The organism is Streptomyces tibetensis (assembly GCF_007655005.1).
Lineage (GTDB): Bacteria > Actinomycetota > Actinomycetes > Streptomycetales > Streptomycetaceae > Streptomyces > Streptomyces tibetensis.
Genome location: NZ_SZVW01000014.1, coordinates 42943 through 58502 on the forward strand (window position 1 = coordinate 42943; position 15560 = coordinate 58502).

At 71.6% G+C, this 15560-nt stretch carries 17 protein-coding genes; 8 read left to right on the plus strand and 9 right to left on the minus strand.

The window, feature by feature from the left end; translation table 11 throughout:
• The first annotated feature begins 185 nt into the window (after positions 1-185).
• The 3 genes from FDO69_RS23825 (at position 186) to FDO69_RS23835 (ending at position 3247) form a co-directional block, all read left to right on the plus strand.
• The gene (locus FDO69_RS23825; RefSeq protein WP_167526672.1) at positions 186-1772 is read left to right on the plus strand and encodes an ABC transporter substrate-binding protein; all 1587 of its coding nucleotides are present in this window, start codon (positions 186-188) and stop codon (positions 1770-1772) included.
• 92 nt (positions 1773-1864) lie between these two features.
• Positions 1865-2548, plus strand: a complete 684-nt coding sequence (locus FDO69_RS23830) for a uracil-DNA glycosylase (protein WP_104781890.1) — start codon at positions 1865-1867, stop codon at positions 2546-2548.
• A 195-nt stretch (positions 2549-2743) separates the two neighbouring features.
• Positions 2744-3247: a hypothetical protein gene (locus FDO69_RS23835; protein ID WP_104781891.1), complete on the plus strand. Its 504-nt coding sequence runs from the start codon at positions 2744-2746 to the stop codon at positions 3245-3247.
• Positions 3248-3256: 9 nt separating this feature from the next.
• Here FDO69_RS23835 and FDO69_RS23840 read toward each other — a convergent pair whose 3' ends face one another.
• The 3 genes from FDO69_RS23840 to FDO69_RS23850 all read right to left on the minus strand — a co-directional run bounded on the left by FDO69_RS23840 (position 3257) and on the right by FDO69_RS23850 (position 5118).
• Positions 3257-3778 carry a hypothetical protein gene (locus tag FDO69_RS23840; protein ID WP_104781892.1) on the minus strand — a complete coding sequence of 174 codons (522 nt, stop codon included), beginning with the start codon at positions 3776-3778 and terminating at the stop codon, positions 3257-3259.
• A 193-nt stretch (positions 3779-3971) separates the two neighbouring features.
• Positions 3972-4484 carry a DinB family protein gene (locus FDO69_RS23845; protein WP_104781893.1) on the minus strand — a complete coding sequence of 171 codons (513 nt, stop codon included), beginning with the start codon at positions 4482-4484 and terminating at the stop codon, positions 3972-3974.
• Between the two features lie 43 nt (positions 4485-4527).
• A complete protein-coding gene (locus FDO69_RS23850) occupies positions 4528-5118 on the minus strand; it encodes a TetR/AcrR family transcriptional regulator (protein WP_104781894.1) in 591 nt (196 codons plus the stop codon).
• A gap of 79 nt (positions 5119-5197) precedes the next feature.
• On the opposite strand from FDO69_RS23850, the gene FDO69_RS23855 reads away from it, so the two are divergent.
• Both FDO69_RS23855 and FDO69_RS23860 read left to right on the plus strand, forming a co-directional pair.
• Positions 5198-6385 carry an FAD-dependent monooxygenase gene (locus FDO69_RS23855; protein ID WP_104781895.1) on the plus strand — a complete coding sequence of 396 codons (1188 nt, stop codon included), beginning with the start codon at positions 5198-5200 and terminating at the stop codon, positions 6383-6385.
• Between the two features lie 13 nt (positions 6386-6398).
• Complete coding sequence (locus FDO69_RS23860; protein ID WP_104781896.1) at positions 6399-7304, plus strand: Gfo/Idh/MocA family protein; 906 nt, start codon at positions 6399-6401, stop codon at positions 7302-7304.
• On the opposite strand, the gene lnt is transcribed toward FDO69_RS23860, so the two are convergent.
• Positions 7228-8793: an apolipoprotein N-acyltransferase gene (gene lnt / locus FDO69_RS23865; RefSeq protein ID WP_104781897.1), complete on the minus strand. Its 1566-nt coding sequence runs from the start codon at positions 8791-8793 to the stop codon at positions 7228-7230. The two genes, FDO69_RS23860 and lnt, sit on opposite strands and share 77 nt — an antisense overlap.
• A gap of 69 nt (positions 8794-8862) precedes the next feature.
• Positions 8863-9333 (minus strand): nuclear transport factor 2 family protein, encoded by a 471-nt coding sequence (locus FDO69_RS23870; protein ID WP_104781898.1) that lies wholly within the window; start codon positions 9331-9333, stop codon positions 8863-8865.
• Between the two features lie 96 nt (positions 9334-9429).
• Here FDO69_RS23870 and FDO69_RS23875 point away from each other — a divergent pair, with 96 nt between their 5' ends.
• A complete protein-coding gene (locus tag FDO69_RS23875; protein ID WP_104781899.1) occupies positions 9430-10032 on the plus strand; it encodes a DUF4291 domain-containing protein in 603 nt (200 codons plus the stop codon).
• A gap of 109 nt (positions 10033-10141) precedes the next feature.
• Here FDO69_RS23875 and FDO69_RS23880 read toward each other — a convergent pair whose 3' ends face one another.
• The 3 genes from FDO69_RS23880 to FDO69_RS23890 all read right to left on the minus strand — a co-directional run bounded on the left by FDO69_RS23880 (position 10142) and on the right by FDO69_RS23890 (position 11924).
• A complete protein-coding gene (locus tag FDO69_RS23880) occupies positions 10142-10321 on the minus strand; it encodes a hypothetical protein (protein WP_104781900.1) in 180 nt (59 codons plus the stop codon).
• 97 nt (positions 10322-10418) lie between these two features.
• Positions 10419-11294, minus strand: a complete 876-nt coding sequence (locus FDO69_RS23885) for an undecaprenyl-diphosphate phosphatase (RefSeq protein WP_104781901.1) — start codon at positions 11292-11294, stop codon at positions 10419-10421.
• Positions 11295-11453: 159 nt separating this feature from the next.
• Positions 11454-11924, minus strand: coding sequence for a winged helix-turn-helix transcriptional regulator (locus FDO69_RS23890; RefSeq protein WP_104781902.1), 471 nt, complete (start codon positions 11922-11924; stop codon positions 11454-11456).
• Positions 11925-12016: 92 nt separating this feature from the next.
• Here FDO69_RS23890 and FDO69_RS23895 point away from each other — a divergent pair, with 92 nt between their 5' ends.
• Entirely contained in the window at positions 12017-13186 is a 1170-nt protein-coding gene (locus FDO69_RS23895) for a thiolase family protein (RefSeq protein WP_104781903.1), read from the plus strand.
• 18 nt (positions 13187-13204) lie between these two features.
• Here FDO69_RS23895 and FDO69_RS23900 read toward each other — a convergent pair whose 3' ends face one another.
• Positions 13205-13996 (minus strand): TVP38/TMEM64 family protein, encoded by a 792-nt coding sequence (locus FDO69_RS23900; RefSeq protein WP_104781904.1) that lies wholly within the window; start codon positions 13994-13996, stop codon positions 13205-13207.
• Between the two features lie 340 nt (positions 13997-14336).
• Here FDO69_RS23900 and tuf point away from each other — a divergent pair, with 340 nt between their 5' ends.
• Positions 14337-15506, plus strand: coding sequence for an elongation factor Tu (tuf, locus tag FDO69_RS23905; protein ID WP_104781905.1), 1170 nt, complete (start codon positions 14337-14339; stop codon positions 15504-15506).
• Positions 15507-15560: the final 54 nt, after the last annotated feature.

Sequence of the window (15560 nt, forward strand, 5' to 3'; positions counted from 1 at the left end):
CGCGGCCGGGCACGGGCGCCCGTCGACTCGAACGGCGCCCGTGCCGGCGTAAAGACACCGCAAAGTGCGATGACAACGTCGTCAAAGGTTTATCGATCAAGAGGCCATGGACGGGGAGGGTCAGGGGGCGCGGCACTGCGGTATGGTCTGCCGACCCTTGGTATGGCAGATCGAGGAGCGTGCGCGTGTTCAAGCGGAACCGATGCCTGCGGCGGGTGGCGGCCATCGCGTCCATATCGGCCCTGCTCGCCGGGTGCGGCGTGCTGTCGTCCGACACCCCGGAGGACGAAGGACCGATCGTCGTGGGCACCACCAGCGCGCCCAGCACGCTCGACCCTGCCGCGTCGTGGGACAGCTCCTGGGAGCTGTTCCGCAACATCTACCAGACCCTCCTGAGCTATCCGACGGGCGCGAGCACGCCTCAGCCGGACGCCGCCGAGAGCTGCGGCTTCAGCGACTCCTCGAACCAGGTCTACCGCTGTGAGCTGCGGGAGGGCCTGACGTTCTCCAACGGCGACGCCCTCGACGCCCGGGCGGTGAAGTACTCGTTCGACCGGATCCGCAAGATCAACGTCAACGGCGGCCCCGCCGGTCTCCTGGGCAGCCTCGAGCGGGTCCAGGCACCGAGCGAGCGTGAGGTGATCTTCCACCTCAACAAGCCCGATTCGACCTTCCCGTTCGTGCTCGCCACCCCCGCCATGTCCATCGTGTCCCCGGACGCCTACCCGGACGACAGCCTGCGCAAGGGCGACGACGTGGTCGGGTCCGGGCCGTACACCCTCGACTCGTACTCCGACGGCAAAGAGGCCGTCCTCGTCCGCAACGACTCCTACAAGGGCTACGCGGAGCGCCGGAACGACGCGGTGACCGTCCGCTACTTCCAGGACTCCGACGCGATGGTGACGGCGCTGCGGGACGAGAAGATCGACGTGACCTACCGCGGTCTGGCGGCCGGTGACGTCGTCGAGCTCCAGAGCAAGTCCTCCAACGACGAGGAGATCCAGCTCGTCGAGGGCACCGGCACCGACATCAACTACCTGGTGTTCAACCCGAAGGACACCTGGGCGAAGAAGAAGGCCGTGCGCCAGGCCATCGCGCAGGTCGTCGACCGGGCGGCGATCGCCCACAAGGTCTACAAGGACACCGTCGACCCGCTGTACTCCATGGTCCCCAAGGGTCTCACGGGCCACACCACGGGATTCTTCGACGACTACGGCGACCCCGACGTCGCCAAGGCCCGCAAGATCCTCACCGAGGCGGGCATCAACCAGCGCGTCCCGCTCACCTTCTGGTACACCAGCGACCGCTACGGCTCCGAGACCGCCGGGGAGTTCAAGGAGCTGGAGCGCCAGCTCGAGGCCTCGGGCCTGTTCACGATCAGCCTGAAGAGCCGGCCGTGGAAGACGTACGTCGAGGGCTACCAGAAGGGCGAGTACCCGGTCTTCGGGCGTGGCTGGTTCCCCGACTTCCCGGACGCCGAGAACTTCATCGCGCCGTTCGTCGGCGACCAGAACGCCCTCGGCACGCCGTACCCGGCGCCCGAGATCACCGGTGACCTGCTGCCCCGCTCGCGCCGGGAGAGCGACCGCGCGAACGTGGTGAAGGAGTTCGAGGAGGCCCAGCAGATCCTCGTGGACGACGCGCGGCTGCTGCCGCTGTGGCAGGGCCGGCAGTACGTGGCGGCCAGCCGGGACGTCTCGGGCGCGGAGCGGGCCATGGACCCGTCGACGATCATGATGATGTGGGAGCTGCACCGCAAGACCGCCTGGTAGGCGGTCCGGCACCGGGCTTCCAGGGCGCGTTGTCAGTGGTCGCCTGTAGGTTCTGACGCCTGGAAGTGACCGCACATCGTGAGGACGTTGACGTGACCGACACCGCCATGCTGCCCGAGTCCTGGCGCGGGGTTCTGGGCGACGAGCTGCAGCAGCCCTGGTTCAAGGAGCTGACGGAGTTCGTGGAGGAGGAGCGGGCGAAGGGTGCCGTCCACCCGCCGCGCGAGGAGGTCTTCGCGGCGCTGGACGCCACGCCGTACGAGAAGGTCAAGGTCCTGATCCTCGGTCAGGACCCCTACCACGGCGAGGGCCAGGGGCACGGTCTGTGCTTCTCGGTCCGGCCGGGCGTGCGGATCCCGCCGTCCCTGCGCAACATCTACAAGGAGATGCACCAGGAGCTGGGCACGCCGATCCCGGACAACGGCTATCTGATGCCGTGGGCCGAGCAGGGTGTGCTGCTGCTCAACGCGGTCCTCACGGTCCGCGGCGGCGAGGCCAACTCGCACAAGGGCCGGGGCTGGGAGAAGTTCACGGACGCCGTGATCCGGGCCGTGGCCGAGCGCCCCGACCCGGCGGTGTTCGTGCTGTGGGGCAACTACGCGCAGAAGAAGCTCCCGCTGATCGACCAGTCCCGGCACATCGTGGTCAAGGGCGCCCATCCCTCGCCCCTGTCGGCGAAGAAGTTCTTCGGCTCGCGCCCCTTCACGCAGATCAACGAGGCCGTGGCGGAGCAGGGCCACACGCCGATCGACTGGACGATCCCGAACCTGGGCTGAGCCTGCCGGCCGCGGGCCGTGCGGTGACGGGCTCGGTGTCCGAAGGCGCGAACGGTGCCGTGAGGGGCTCGGCGATGTCCGTGGCCGCGGAGCGTGCCGTGACGGGCCCGGTGGTGTCCGGAGCCGCCTGAGCCGGATCGCCCCCGCCTGCGGCTAGCGTCGACGGGAACAGCCGGCGAGTGTGCGGAGGGCGTCGTGGCGGAGCGACAGGAGCAGACGGCGCCGGATGCCGTGCTGACCCGGATCGGGCAGGTGGTCATGCTGCACCACGCGGGGGACCGGGAGGAGGCGCGGCACCGGTTCCTCGGCCTGTGGGCGGAGATCGGCGAGCACGGGGACCCGCTGCACCGCTGCACTCTCGCCCACTACCTCGCCGACACCCAGGACGACCCGGCGGACGAACTGGCGTGGGACCTTCGCGCGTTGACGGCCGCCGAGGAGGCCGGGGAGGAGGCCCTCGCGGTGACGGCGGTCGCCGCGCTCTACCCCTCCCTGCACCTGAACCTTGCCGACGACTACGTCAGACTGGGGCGCGGTGACGCCGCCCGCACACACCTGCGGTGGGCCCGGGAAGCCGCCACCGCCCTCACCGACGACGGCTACGCCGAGGGCGTGTGGGCGGCCATCGGACGGCTGGAGTCCCGGTTGGGAGAGGGCGGCGGCCGGGGGACGTGGACGCCGCCTCGACAGCGGCCCTGACGCGACAGGTCAACGCCGGTACGTGTCGCGGCAGATCGTCGCCTCCGGGCTGTCCGCCCGCCATCCCCCGTAGCGCCGGCCCAGCGCGCACACGTCGGCGTCGTTGCTCGGGACGCTCTTCTCGATGTCCTGGCGTACCGCCTCCGACACGTCGCGGACGTCGGCGTGCGACCGCTGGGGACGCCGCGGTGCGGGCTCGGGGTGTTCCGGACGCACGGGGCGCGGACGGGCGTCGTGGTGCCCGGGCTGCGGCACCCCGGATTGTCGCGAGGACGCCGGGGGAGCGGCCGGGCGGGTGGCCGGCACGGCCGCCTCCGGGCTGCGGGACGCCTCTTCGATGAGCAGCAGGGCCTCGCGGGCCGGTGCCTGCACGATGGGGGTCTGCGCCGCACCCTCCGGCTCCGGCGCAGACGGCCGGGACGGTGCCACCGAGGGCCCCGGCGCGCCGGAATGCGGGACCGTCGTACAGCCGGAGAGGGCCGAGACCGCCACGGTCACCAGGAGCGTCGCTGTGGTCGTCGTTCGATGCACCCGCGCAACTCTGGTGCTTCGGGCCCGCGTTGGGGAGGCGGACAGGAGCAGGTTGCCCCGCACGGGTGATCTCGCACCCCGTACGGACGGCTCTCGTGTGACGGGGGTGACGTCCGGTGGTGATGGGCTTCGTCCAGTGATGCCGGGTGACGTGCAGTGATGCCGTGACGGCGGTGATGTGTGCGGCGGTGCGTCAGTCGCCGGTCGCGCCGTCGATGCGCTCGCGGAGCAGGTCGGCGTGGCCGTTGTGCCGCGCGTACTCCTCGATCATGTGGGTGTAGAGCCACCGCAGGTTGAACCGCTCGCCGGTGCGCCGGTGCTTGCCCTCCGTGATGTCGTCCAGGCCGAAGCGGGCGGCGTTGCGCCGGGCCGTCTCGATCTCGGCCTGCCAGGTGGTGTGGGCCTCCTGCCAGGTGTCCGCCTCGGTGAGGCGGAACTCGCCGTCGCGGTTCTCGTCGCTCCAGTAGATCGGCTGCGCGTCCTCACCCGTCAGTACCCTGCGGAACCAGCTCCGCTCCACGTCCGCCATGTGCCGGACCAGCCCCATCAGGGACAGGTCGGACGGCTCGGCGGCCGCGGTCCTGAGCTGCTCGTCGCTCAGGCCCTCGCACTTCCAGGCGAGGGTCCGGCGGTGGAAGTCCAACCAGCCTTCCAGCATGGTGCGCTCGTCGGCCGTGGGGGCGGGCATGGTGCGTTCGTTCATCATGGACGCATCCTTTCCGAGTCGCCCCTGCCGCACCACAAGTTTTTCAGCCCCCGAGCATCCCCTCCAGCAGTTCCCGCAGTCCGGCACGCACCTCCTCCAGGCTCGGCACGTCGGCACCGAACGACCCCGCCACGCAGCTGAACATCAGCCCGTCCGCCCAGGCGATCAGCGAGAGGGTGTGCCGGGCCGGATCCGTCGAGCCCATTGCGGCGACCAGCGCGGTGAGTCGGTCCCGGAAGCGGGCGCCCGTGGCGTCGAAGAAGGCTCGGAGCTCGGGGCGGCGCGTCGCCTCCAGGGCCAGTTCGTAGCGGGCGAGGGTGAGTGCGCGCTGCTGCGTCAGGGTCCGGTGGGTCGCCAGGGCCAGGGCGTTGGCGAGGGAGCCGGCACCGGCCTCGGGGCCCGGCATCTCGTGCAGGGCCAGCACCCGGGCCTCACGGTCGGCCAGGCGCCGAACCGCCAGCTCCAGCAGGGCCTGCCGGGTCCGCGCGAGGTTCGACGTGGAGCCCTGGGGGAGTCCGGCCAGCTCGTCGACCGCCCGGTGCGTCAGGCCGCGCATCCCGCGCTCGGCGAGCAGGGCGAGGGCGGTGTCGGCGACGAGGTCGGAGCGGGCGGGGCCTTCGGTGCGTGCGGGCATGGGTTCACGCTACCCCTCTGACTACACCTGTAGTAACGTCGAAGGTGTCACTACAGGTGTAGTCACCGAAGGAGGGGTCATGGGACAGCCCGGGCATGCCGTCGTGATCGGCGGTGGGATCGGCGGTCTGACCGCTGCGGTCGCCCTGCATCAGCGTGGCCTGCGGGTCACCGTGCTGGAACGGGCCCGCTCGCTGGAACCGGTCGGCGCGGCGATCTCCCTCGCGCCCAACTCCCTGCGCGCGCTGGACGTCATCGGCCTCGGCGACGAGATCCGCGACCTCGCCGCCTGGTCGGGGGACGGAGGCCTGCGCAGCCCGAAGGGGCGGTGGCTGTCCCGCTCCTCCGCCGAGGCTGCCGCCCGGCGCTTCGGCGGGCCGCTCGTGCTGCTGCACCGCGCCACCCTGATCGAGCGCCTGGCCGCGCTGCTCCCCGCGGGAGCCGTCCGGACGGACGCCGCCGCGACCCTCGTCGACAGCGGCGGTCCCGGTCGGGCGGCCCGTGTCGCGACCGCGGACGGCGAACTCGAGGCCGACCTCGTGGTCGGCGCGGACGGGATCCGGTCCGCCGTGCGCGGAACGCTCTTCCCGCACCATCCGGGCGCCGTCTACTCCGGCTGGACGACCTGGCGGGTCGTGATCCCCGTCCCCGGCGCCCGGTTCACCTCGCACGAGACCTGGGGCCCGGGCCGCATCTGGGGCACGCACCCGCTGAAGGACGGCCGCGTCTACGCTTACGCCGGCGCCACGACCCCCGCCGGCGGACGGGCGCCCGACGACGAGAAGTCGGAGCTGCTGCGCCTGTTCGGTGACTGGCACGACCCGATCCCCGCCGTGCTCGCCGCCGTGCGCCCCGGGGACGTGCTGCGTCACGACGTCCACCACATCGCCGACCCCCTGCCCGCCTATCACCACGGCCGGGTCGCGCTGCTCGGCGACGCCGCGCACGCCATGACGCCGAGTCTCGGCCAGGGCGGCAACCAGGCCATCGAGGACGCCGTCGTCCTCGCCCACCACTGCGACGAACTCGCCGCCTACACCGCCGCCCGGCGCCCCCGCACGACCGCCATCGCCCGCCAGGCCGTGAAGGTGTCCCGCCTCAGCCTGATGAGCAGCCGGACCGGTCTTGCCGTGCGTGACACGGCCATGAGGCTGCTGTCGCCGGCCGGGCCGGCCCTGTTCCTGCGCGGCTTCGACGGCATCGCCGACTGGCGGCCCCCGCAGACGGACGTCGTATGCTCCGAGCAGACCCCGGCAGGCAACGGCTAGAGGAGATCACCCCGTGAAGGTCGGCTGCATCGGACTCGGCGACATCGCGCAGAAGGCCTACCTCCCGGTCCTCGCCCTCCAGCCCGGCGTCGAACTGCACCTGCAGACCCGCACCCCCGCCACGCTCGACCGGGTCGCCGAGAACCTCCACATCCCGCAGGAGCGACGGCACACCACCCTCGACTCGCTGCTCGCGGCGGACCTCGACGCGGCCTTCGTGCACGCGCCCACGCTCGTGCACCCGGAGATCGTGACGCGGCTGCTGGAGGCGGGCGTACCGACCTACGTCGACAAGCCCCTCGCCTACGAACTCGAGGACTCCGCGCGGCTGGTGGCGCTCGCCGAGGAGCGGGACGTGAGCCTCGCCGTCGGCTTCAACCGGCGTCACGCCCCCGGTTACACCCAGTGCGCGGACCATCCGCGCGAGCTCATCCTCATGCAGAAGAACCGCATCGGGCTGCCGGAGGAGCCCCGCGCGATGATCCTCGACGACTTCATCCACGTCGTCGACACCCTGCGCTTCCTGGTGCCGGGCGAGATCGACGACGTGACCGTGCGCGCCCGTGTCCGGGACGGGCTGCTGCACCACCTGGTGCTCCAGCTCGCCGGGGACGGCTTCACCGCGCTCGGCGTGATGAACCGGCTCAGCGGTTCCGCCGAGGAGGTCCTCGAGGTGTCCGGGCAGGACACCAAACGGCAGGTGGTCAACCTCGCCGAGGTCGTCGACCACAAGGGACAGCCGACCGTGCGGCGACGCGGCGACTGGGTACCGGTGGCCCGGCAACGCGGGATCGAACAGGCGGTGCTGGTGTTCCTCGACGCGGTCCGGGCGGGCCGGGTGCTCAGCGCCCGGGACGCGCTGGAGACCCATGAGCTGTGCGAACGGGTCGTACGCGCGGTTCAGGAGCGGACCGCCTGATCCGCAGGGCCCGTCCGCCCTCGCCGGCGGCCCACAGGGCGAGGATCAGCATCGCCGCGTGCACCGTCCAGTCGCCGTGGCGGACGTAGGGCGTGGTGCCGTGGGCGAGGGGAAGGTCGTAGACCCGCGCGGCGGAGGCGTCCGTGCCGAGCCATGATCCGGCGCGCTGTCCGTCCGGGCCGTAGACGGCGGAGACGCCCGTCAGGGTCGCGTGCACCATGGGGCGGCCGGTCTCGGCGGCCCGCAGAGCGGCCAGCGACGCGTGCTGCTCGGGTGCCCAGCTGTGCTGGAACGAGGACGTCGACGACTGGCCGATCAGCACGTCGACGCCCTCCCGGGTGAGGTGACGGGTCATGTCCGGGAAGGCGGTCTCGAAGCACACCAACGGGCCGACGCGCAGATCGTCGCCGACGTTCATCACGATCGGCTGCGAGCCGCGCCTGCGGTCCTCGCCCGCGGCCTTGCCGACCGAGGTGGCCCAGCCGAGCAGGGAGCGGGCCGGGATGTACTCGCCGAACGGCACGAGCCGCATCTTGTCGTAGCGCTCGCCGGTCAGGCCGTCGGGCCCGACCAGGACCGAGCTCTTGTAGATGCCGGGCTTGTCGGAGCGCCGGGCGTCCACGTTGACGAGGATGTCGGCGCCCGTCGCACGGGAGAGGTCCGCGAGCCGCCGGGCGAGATCGGGCCGGTCCCCGAGGTCGAAACCGACGCTGCTCTCGCCCCAGACGATCAGGTCGACGTCCTGCCCGGCCAGCCGGCGGGTGAGCTGCTCCTCACGGTCGAACCGGCCGTCGGGGCCGGCGATGACACCCGGCTGTACGACCGCGATCCTCACGTGGCCGTCGACGGCGGGGCGCGGTGAGAACGCCCAGGCGGCGGAGGTGGCCGCAGCCGTGGCGACCAGACCGGCCATGGCGGGCACCCGGGCCCTGCGGACCGCGACCAGGACGGCGACCGCCACGTTGACGGCCACGAGCAGGTAGCTGAGCAGCCACACCCCGCCGACCGAGGCGAGCCGCAGCGCGGGCTCGGCCTGCCACTGGCTGCTGCCGAGCATGCCCCAGGGGCCGCCGAGTCCCTGCCAGGAGCGGACCAGCTCGATGGCCAGCCAGCCCGACGGCAGCACCAGCAGAGCCACCGCCACCCGGCTGCTGGAGGGGAGTCCGCCCAGGAGGCAGCGCACCAGCCGGCCCCACGGGGCCCACAGGGCGCCGAGGAGGGCGGCGATGAGGAAGGTGAACACGTTCAGACTCGGCAGCAGCCAGTGGTGCATGGCCAGCATGAAGCCGAAGCCGCCGCACCAGCCGTCGTACGCGGCCCGCTTCCCGGTCGGCGCGGTGCGCAGCAGCAGGAGCCAGGGCACCAGGGCGACGTAGGCGCACCACCACAGGGACGGCGCGGGGAAGGCGAGGACGGGGAGGGCGCCCGCGACCGCCGCGGCGGCCGAGCGGCGCCAGGGGGAGGCGAGCCAGTGGCCGAGCGTCTTCATAGGCGCCTCCTACCCCGCGGGTGCCTTCAGTGTGCCCCCCGTGGACGATCTAGGACACCGGGCGCCGGGTCAATGGACCACAGGTGCCGTCCGCGGCTCGGGAAGGCGCCGCCACTTCTCCCGTACGACCACCTCGCTCAGCCGCCACCCGCCGGCCGTGCGCAGCACCGCGAAGGCGTACCGGCCGCCGCACACGAAGTCGGGAGCGGGTCCGGCGGTGGCCATGGGGTTGACGTAGTCGGCCTGGACCTCGGCGGTGTCGCCGGTGTCCTGTTCCCAGATCCCGAAGCACACCCGCCGGTTGACGATCAGATGCTGCCGCATCGGGAACGGCTCCAGGCTCTCCGCGAGCCAGGCGGCGACCGCCCGGGCCTCGCCCTCGATGCCGCCGGCCGAGCGGTAGTCCGCCCGCCCGCGAGGGGCGAACAGCCCTCGATATGCCTCCCAGTCACCGTCGTCGACCGCCACCGCGTAGTCGGTGATCAGTCCGTCGACGGCCAGTCGGTCTCTCACGGTGGCGAGTTCCACGCGCTGCGTCATCGGCTCAGTGTTGGCCATGGCGGGGACCGGGCCAAGAGCCGTGCGCGCCCGATATTCGGTGGCCGCCGAGGGGCGCCGGGGCCCAGCCTGTCCCTCGTGAACGAACGACACGAGCCGAAGTACCAGGTGAGGGCACGCCACACCGAGTCCACGATCACCGTCTACCAGGCCTACCGCCCGGAGATCGGCGGCCCCGCCGCCCGCCACGGCCGCTTCCCGGGCTCCTGGAAGCGGGAACGCATGACCTGGATCAAGCCCTCGTTCCTGTGGATGATGTACCGCTGCGGCTGGGGCACCAAGGAGGGCCAGGAGACCGTCCTGGCGATCGAGATCGACCGCGAGGGCTTCCTCTGGGCGCTGCGCAACGCCTGCCTGTCCCACCACGTCCCCGCTCTGCACGGCGACCAGGCCTCCTGGAAGCGGCAGTTGAGGCAGGCACCCGCGCGGGTGCAGTGGGATCCGGAACGGGATCTGCGTCTCAACCCGCTGCCGCACCGGTCGCTTCAGCTGGGGCTCGCGGGGGAGGCGGCCGCACGCTACGCGGACGACTGGATCAGGGGCATCGAGGACGTCACGCCGCTCGCCACGAAGATCCGTGGACTGGTGCGGGCGGGGCAACTGGCGTCGGCTGCGGGGCTGTTGCCCGAGGAGCGGCCCTTCGCCGTCGACGACGAGGTGCTGGCGCGGCTGCGCGCCTAGAGGGCGCGGTACGGCCAGAGGGTGCGGTACGACCAGTGCGCGCGGTACGGCCAGAGGGCGCGGTTCGACCAGAAGGTGCGGTACGAGTCGGAAAGGACTGCGGAGCCGCTCAGGCCGCCTTGACGACGCCGCCTCGGAGCGCGGCGGCCCATTCGACGACGAGCAGCTCGTACTCCGCGCGCTCCTCGGCCGACAGGGTGCCGCCCGTGCGCTGCCACAGCGCACGGATCTCCTCGTTCACCTCGGCAGCGGAACGCACGGAACCAGGGGTCACGAAATCGGGGGACATGCGACCAGCCTAGGGGCAGCCACTGACAGCCCGCTACCGGACGGCTACCCGACGGCTATGCGGTTGGTCACGAGACCGGGGTCACACGCCCCCGCGCTCAGCCCGCCGACTCGGCGGCGTGCGGACTGAGGGCACCCATGCTGACCAGGGCGATGATGACGATGCCGAGCACGATGCGGTAGTAGACGAACGGCATGAAGCTCTTGGTCGAGATGAACTTCATGAACCATGCGATCACCGCGTATCCGACGCCGAAGGCGATGATCGTCGCGAAGATGGTGGGACCCCACGAGACGTGGCCGCCCTCCGTGGCGTCCTTCAGCTCGAACACGCCGGAGGCGAGCACGGCGGGGATGGCGAGCAGGAAGGAGTAGCGGGCCGCGGCCTCGCGCTTGTAGCCCATGAACAGACCGCCGCTGATGGTGGCGCCGGAGCGCGAGACGCCCGGGATGAGCGCCATGGCCTGGCAGACGCCGTAGATCAGGCCGTCCCGCACGCCCAGGTCCTCAAGCGCCTTGCGCTGCTTGGGCGCGCGGTGCTTCCCGCCGCTCTCGTCGCGGGCCGCGAGCCGGTCGGCCACGCCCAGCACGACTCCCATGACGATCAGCATCGTCGCGGTGATCCGCAGGTCGCGGAACGGTCCCTCGATCTGGTCCTTCAGCGTCACGCCGAGCACACCGATCGGGATCGAGCCGACGATCACCAGCCAGCCCATCCTGGCGTCGGGGTCGCTGCGCAGCTCCTTGTCGGTGAGCGAACGCGTCCACGCCGAGATGATCCGCCCGATGTCCTTGCGGAAGTAGATCAGCACCGCGGCCTCGGTGCCGATCTGCGTGATCGCCGTGAAGGCCGCGCCCGGGTCCTCCCAGCCCGCGAAGGCCGCCGTCAGCCGCAGGTGGGCGCTGGAGGAGACGGGGAGGAACTCGGTCAGCCCCTGGACGAGTCCGAGGATGAGTGATTCGAACCAAGACATGAGGTAGCGGAGTCCAAGTGCCGATCGTGGGACGGACGACGGGCGCACCGGGCCGCCGTTGCGCTGAACGGGGGATCATGTGTGCCGAGGGGGAAGCGTAGCGTCCCCGGAAGGCCCGCCGGACACAGGGGTTTGGAAGCCGCTCCCGACCAGCGGCGATCAGGCCGCGGTGGGTCCGGTCACCGTCCAGCCCGGGGCCTGGGGGCGGGCCGTGAGGTCCTCGTGGCGCACCTCGTCGCCGCAGGCGCGGCAGGTGACGGCCGGGGCGAGGGGCCGCCCGCAGGAGTGCTCGACGACCATCGGTCGGTCGCCGTCCGGCCGGAGGTGGCGGTCGCCCCACGCCATCAGGGTCATCAGTACCGGCTCCAGCTCCAGTCCCGCGGGTGTCGGCCGGTACTCGAAGCGCTGTGGGCGCTCGCTGTAGAGGTGCTTGGCCAGGATCCCGGCGTCGACGAGCCGGCGCAGCCGGGTGGCCAGGATGTCGCGCGGGGCGCCGGTGTTGCGCACCAGCTGGTCGAAGCGGCCGTTGCCCAGACACACCTCCCGCAGCACGAGCAGGGAGTACTTCTCGCCGACGAGCGTGAGGGCGTCGGCGATGGAGCAGGGGCGCGGGTCTTTGCGGTCGGCCATGAGGATCAGTCTAGGAGAGGGTTGGATTTTCCAACCCTGCGGGCTACGGTGAGTTGGAATTTCCTACTCGCCGGTAGCCGTGGAGGCCGCACATGCGTGACGCAGTGATCGTCGAAGCCGTACGCACCCCGATCGGCAAGGGCAAACCGAACGGCGCCCTGTCACACGTCCACCCCGTGGAGCTCCTCGCCCACACCCTGCGCACCCTCGTCGAGCGGTCCGGGATCGACCCGGAGCTGATCGACGACGTCATCGGCGGAACCGTCGACCAGGTCGGCGAGCAGGCCATGAACACCACCCGCTACGCCGTGCTCTCCGCCGGGTTCCCGGAGTCGGTGCCCGCGACCACCGTGGACCGCCAGTGCGGCTCCTCGCAGCAGGCCGTGCACTTCGCGGCGCAGGGTGTGCTCTCGGGTGCGTACGACATGGTCGTGGCCTGCGGCGTGGAGTCGATGAGCCGGGTGCCGATGTGGTCGAACGTGCCCGAGGGCGAGGACCCCTTCGGCCCCGGAGTCGCCAGGCGTTACCCCGAGGGGCTCGTGCCGCAGGGGATCAGTGCCGAACTGATCGCCGCCAAGTGGTCGATCGGACGCGAACGAATGGACGCCTTCGCCGTCTCCTCGCACCACAAGGCCGCCGGGGCCTGGGAGAGCGGGCTCTTCGACGCCGAGGTCGCACCCCTGGAGGGGGTCACGCGCGACGAGTGCGTACGCCCCGGCAGCACCACCGAGATTCTCTCCGGCCTCAAGCCCGCCTACCACGACCCCGCCTTCGCCGAGCGCTTCCCGCAGATCGAGTGGAACATCACGGCGGGCAACGCCAGCCCGATCAACGACGGGGCCTCGGCGGTGCTCATCACGTCGAGCGAGACGGCGGCCCGGCTCGGCCTGCGCCCGCTGGCCCGCCTGCACAGCTTCGCGGTCACCGGCTCGGACCCGACGCTGATGCTCACGGGCGTGATCCCGGCGACCGAGAAGGTGCTGCGCAGGGCCTCACTGACCCTCGACGACATCGACCTGTTCGAGGTCAACGAGGCGTTCTCCAGTGTCGTACTGGCCTGGCAGCAGGAGACCGGCGCCGACCTCGACCGGGTCAACGTGAACGGCGGGGCCATCGCGCTCGGGCATCCCCTCGGCGCGAGCGGCACCCGGCTGACGACGACACTCGTGCACGCGATGCGGCAACGAGGCGCCCGGTACGCGCTCCAGACCATGTGCGAGGCGGGCGGACTCGCCAACGCCATGGTGCTCGAACGGGTCTGAACCGGGCGTGACGGGACGTCAGAGGCGGCGCAGCTGGTGGCGCTTGCGCCAGGCCACCACCACGCCCGCCAGCGCGGGCAGGGCGATGCACGCCATGGCGATCAGGAAGGCGGGGGAGGTCGGGGTGGAGGCCCGGGCGCCCGCGACGGCGTAGGCGGCGGTGTTCGGGATCGAGCCGAGGCCCGTGGCCAGCAGGAACGGCAGCAGGCCCATGCGGGAGACGGACGCGCAGTAGTTCGCGGCCCAGAACGGCACACCCGGGAACAGTCGCACCATCAGCATCGAGCGGAAGCCGTGCCGGCTGAGCTGGCCGTCCGCGGCCTTCAGCCAGCGCCCCCGCAGCAGCGGCCGCAGGGCGTCCTGGCCCAGCGCCCGGCCCAGGCAGAAGGCGATGCCGGCACCGAGCACCGTGCCCGTCAGCGCCACGCCGAGGCCGAGTTGCGAACCGAACAGCGCACCCGCCGCGAGGTTCAGCAGCGGCCTCGGCACGAACGCCACGGTGCACACGCCGTACGCCACCGTGAACACCGCCGCCGCGGCGGCGCCACCGAGCTGTGGCGGCAAGCCCTCCGTCAGCAGCCGCTGCGGCTCGAACAGCAGCACCCCGCACCCGCCGGCGGCGAGCAGCACGACGAGCAGGGACAGCCGCGACCACGGGGAGAGCAGAACTCTCGTGCAGCGATCGGCGAAACGGGTCGGTACGGCGGACGTGACGGTCGTTGCCGGGGGAACGGCGACGGCGAGCTCCGCGGCGGTGGCCCGGGGAGAGGCCGTGGCGGTGCCCCCAGAGCGGGTGGTGGCATCGAGCATCCGGTGACACTAACCGACAAATGTGTGTGATCGCCGTATGGTTCGTCTCACGAGCGTCACAGCTTCCGGCCCGCGCTCCGGTGCGCAGGGCGGACGAAAACCATTCGACGTGCGGTAAAGCGTCGGCAATGATCGACGGCATGTTCCGGTACGCCTTCCCCCTCGCAGCATCCGTGGTCACGGATGCCCCGAAGGCTGCCGCCCTCGATCTCACGGCCGTCATGGACGGCGCCCGAAGCTGACCCTCTCCGGTTCGTCCGGCGGACCCCGCAAGGGGAGGGTCGGGCAGGCCCTCGGGGTCCCACTCTTCTTCGCCGATCACACGCTTCGAGGTGCCGCCATGTCCAAAACGGCTTACGTCCGCACGAAACCCCATCTCAACATCGGCACGATGGGTCATGTCGACCACGGCAAGACCACGTTGACGGCCGCCATCACCAAGGTCCTCGCCGATCGCGGCAGTGGCGCGTTCGTGCCGTTCGACCGGATCGACCGGGCGCCCGAGGAGGCGGCGCGCGGCATCACCATCAACATCGCGCACGTCGAGTACGAGACCGACACCCGGCACTACGCGCACGTCGACATGCCGGGCCACGCCGACTACGTCAAGAACATGGTCACCGGCGCCGCCCAGCTCGACGGGGCGATCCTCGTCGTCTCCGCGCTCGACGGGATCATGCCGCAGACCGCCGAACACGTCCTTCTCGCCCGGCAGGTGGGCGTCGATCACATCGTGGTCGCCCTCAACAAAAGCGACGCGGGGGACGAGGAGCTGACCGACCTGGTCGAGCTGGAGGTCCGCGACCTGCTCACCGCGCACGGCTACGGCGGTGACTCCGTGCCCGTCGTACGCGTCTCCGGGTTGAAGGCGCTGGAGGGGGACCCGCGCTGGACGGCGTCGATCGAGGCGCTGCTCGACGCGGTGGACACCTATGTGCCGATGCCGGAGCGGTATCTGGACGCGCCGTTCCTGCTGTCGGTGGAGAACGTGCTGACCATCACCGGGCGGGGAACCGTGGTGACCGGGGCGGTCGAGCGGGGCCTGGTCCGCGTCGGCGACCGGGTCGAGGTGCTCGGGGCGTCCGTCGAGACGGTGGTCACGGGTCTTGAGACGTTCGGCAAACCGATGGGGGAGGCGCAGGCCGGGGACAACGTGGCGTTGCTGTTGCGGGGAGTTCCGCGGGACGCCGTTCGGCGGGGGCATGTGGTGGCGGCGCCGGGGAGTGTGCAGCCGCGCCGGCGATTCTCCGCGCAGGTGTACGTCCTGTCGGCCCGGGAGGGTGGGCGGACGACGCCCGTCTCCTCCGGGTACCGGCCGCAGTTCTACATCCGGACCGCGGATGTGGTGGGGGTGGTCGACCTCGGTGAGGTGGCGGTGGTCCGGCCCGGAGACACCGTTGCCATGACCGTGGAGCTGGGGCGGGAGGTGCCGTTGGAGCCGGGTCTCGGGTTCGCCATCCGTGAGGGTGGCAGGACTGTGGGGGCGGGGACCGTGACCGCGGTGGGTTGAGGCCGTGGGGGACTGCGGGGCTGTGGTGGCTGGTCGCGCCCACGCGGCGGAGCC

Bases quoted from the DNA above. Each gene is read 5' to 3' on its own strand.
- FDO69_RS23890 (WP_104781902.1), bottom strand. From the start codon at position 11,924: ATGGCCGACCGCAAAGACCCGCGCCCCTGCTCCATCGCCGACGCCCTC.
- FDO69_RS23855 (WP_104781895.1), top strand. From the start codon at position 5,198: ATGGGACAGCCCGGGCATGCCGTCGTGATCGGCGGTGGGATCGGCGGT.
- FDO69_RS23900 (WP_104781904.1), bottom strand. From the start codon at position 13,996: ATGCTCGATGCCACCACCCGCTCTGGGGGCACCGCCACGGCCTCTCCC.
- FDO69_RS23880 (WP_104781900.1), bottom strand. From the start codon at position 10,321: ATGTCCCCCGATTTCGTGACCCCTGGTTCCGTGCGTTCCGCTGCCGAG.
- FDO69_RS23895 (WP_104781903.1), top strand. From the start codon at position 12,017: ATGCGTGACGCAGTGATCGTCGAAGCCGTACGCACCCCGATCGGCAAG.
- FDO69_RS23885 (WP_104781901.1), bottom strand. From the start codon at position 11,294: ATGTCTTGGTTCGAATCACTCATCCTCGGACTCGTCCAGGGGCTGACC.
- tuf (WP_104781905.1), top strand. From the start codon at position 14,337: ATGTCCAAAACGGCTTACGTCCGCACGAAACCCCATCTCAACATCGGC.
- lnt (WP_104781897.1), bottom strand. From the start codon at position 8,793: ATGAAGACGCTCGGCCACTGGCTCGCCTCCCCCTGGCGCCGCTCGGCC.
- FDO69_RS23845 (WP_104781893.1), bottom strand. From the start codon at position 4,484: ATGATGAACGAACGCACCATGCCCGCCCCCACGGCCGACGAGCGCACC.
- FDO69_RS23850 (WP_104781894.1), bottom strand. From the start codon at position 5,118: ATGCCCGCACGCACCGAAGGCCCCGCCCGCTCCGACCTCGTCGCCGAC.
- FDO69_RS23870 (WP_104781898.1), bottom strand. From the start codon at position 9,333: ATGACGCAGCGCGTGGAACTCGCCACCGTGAGAGACCGACTGGCCGTC.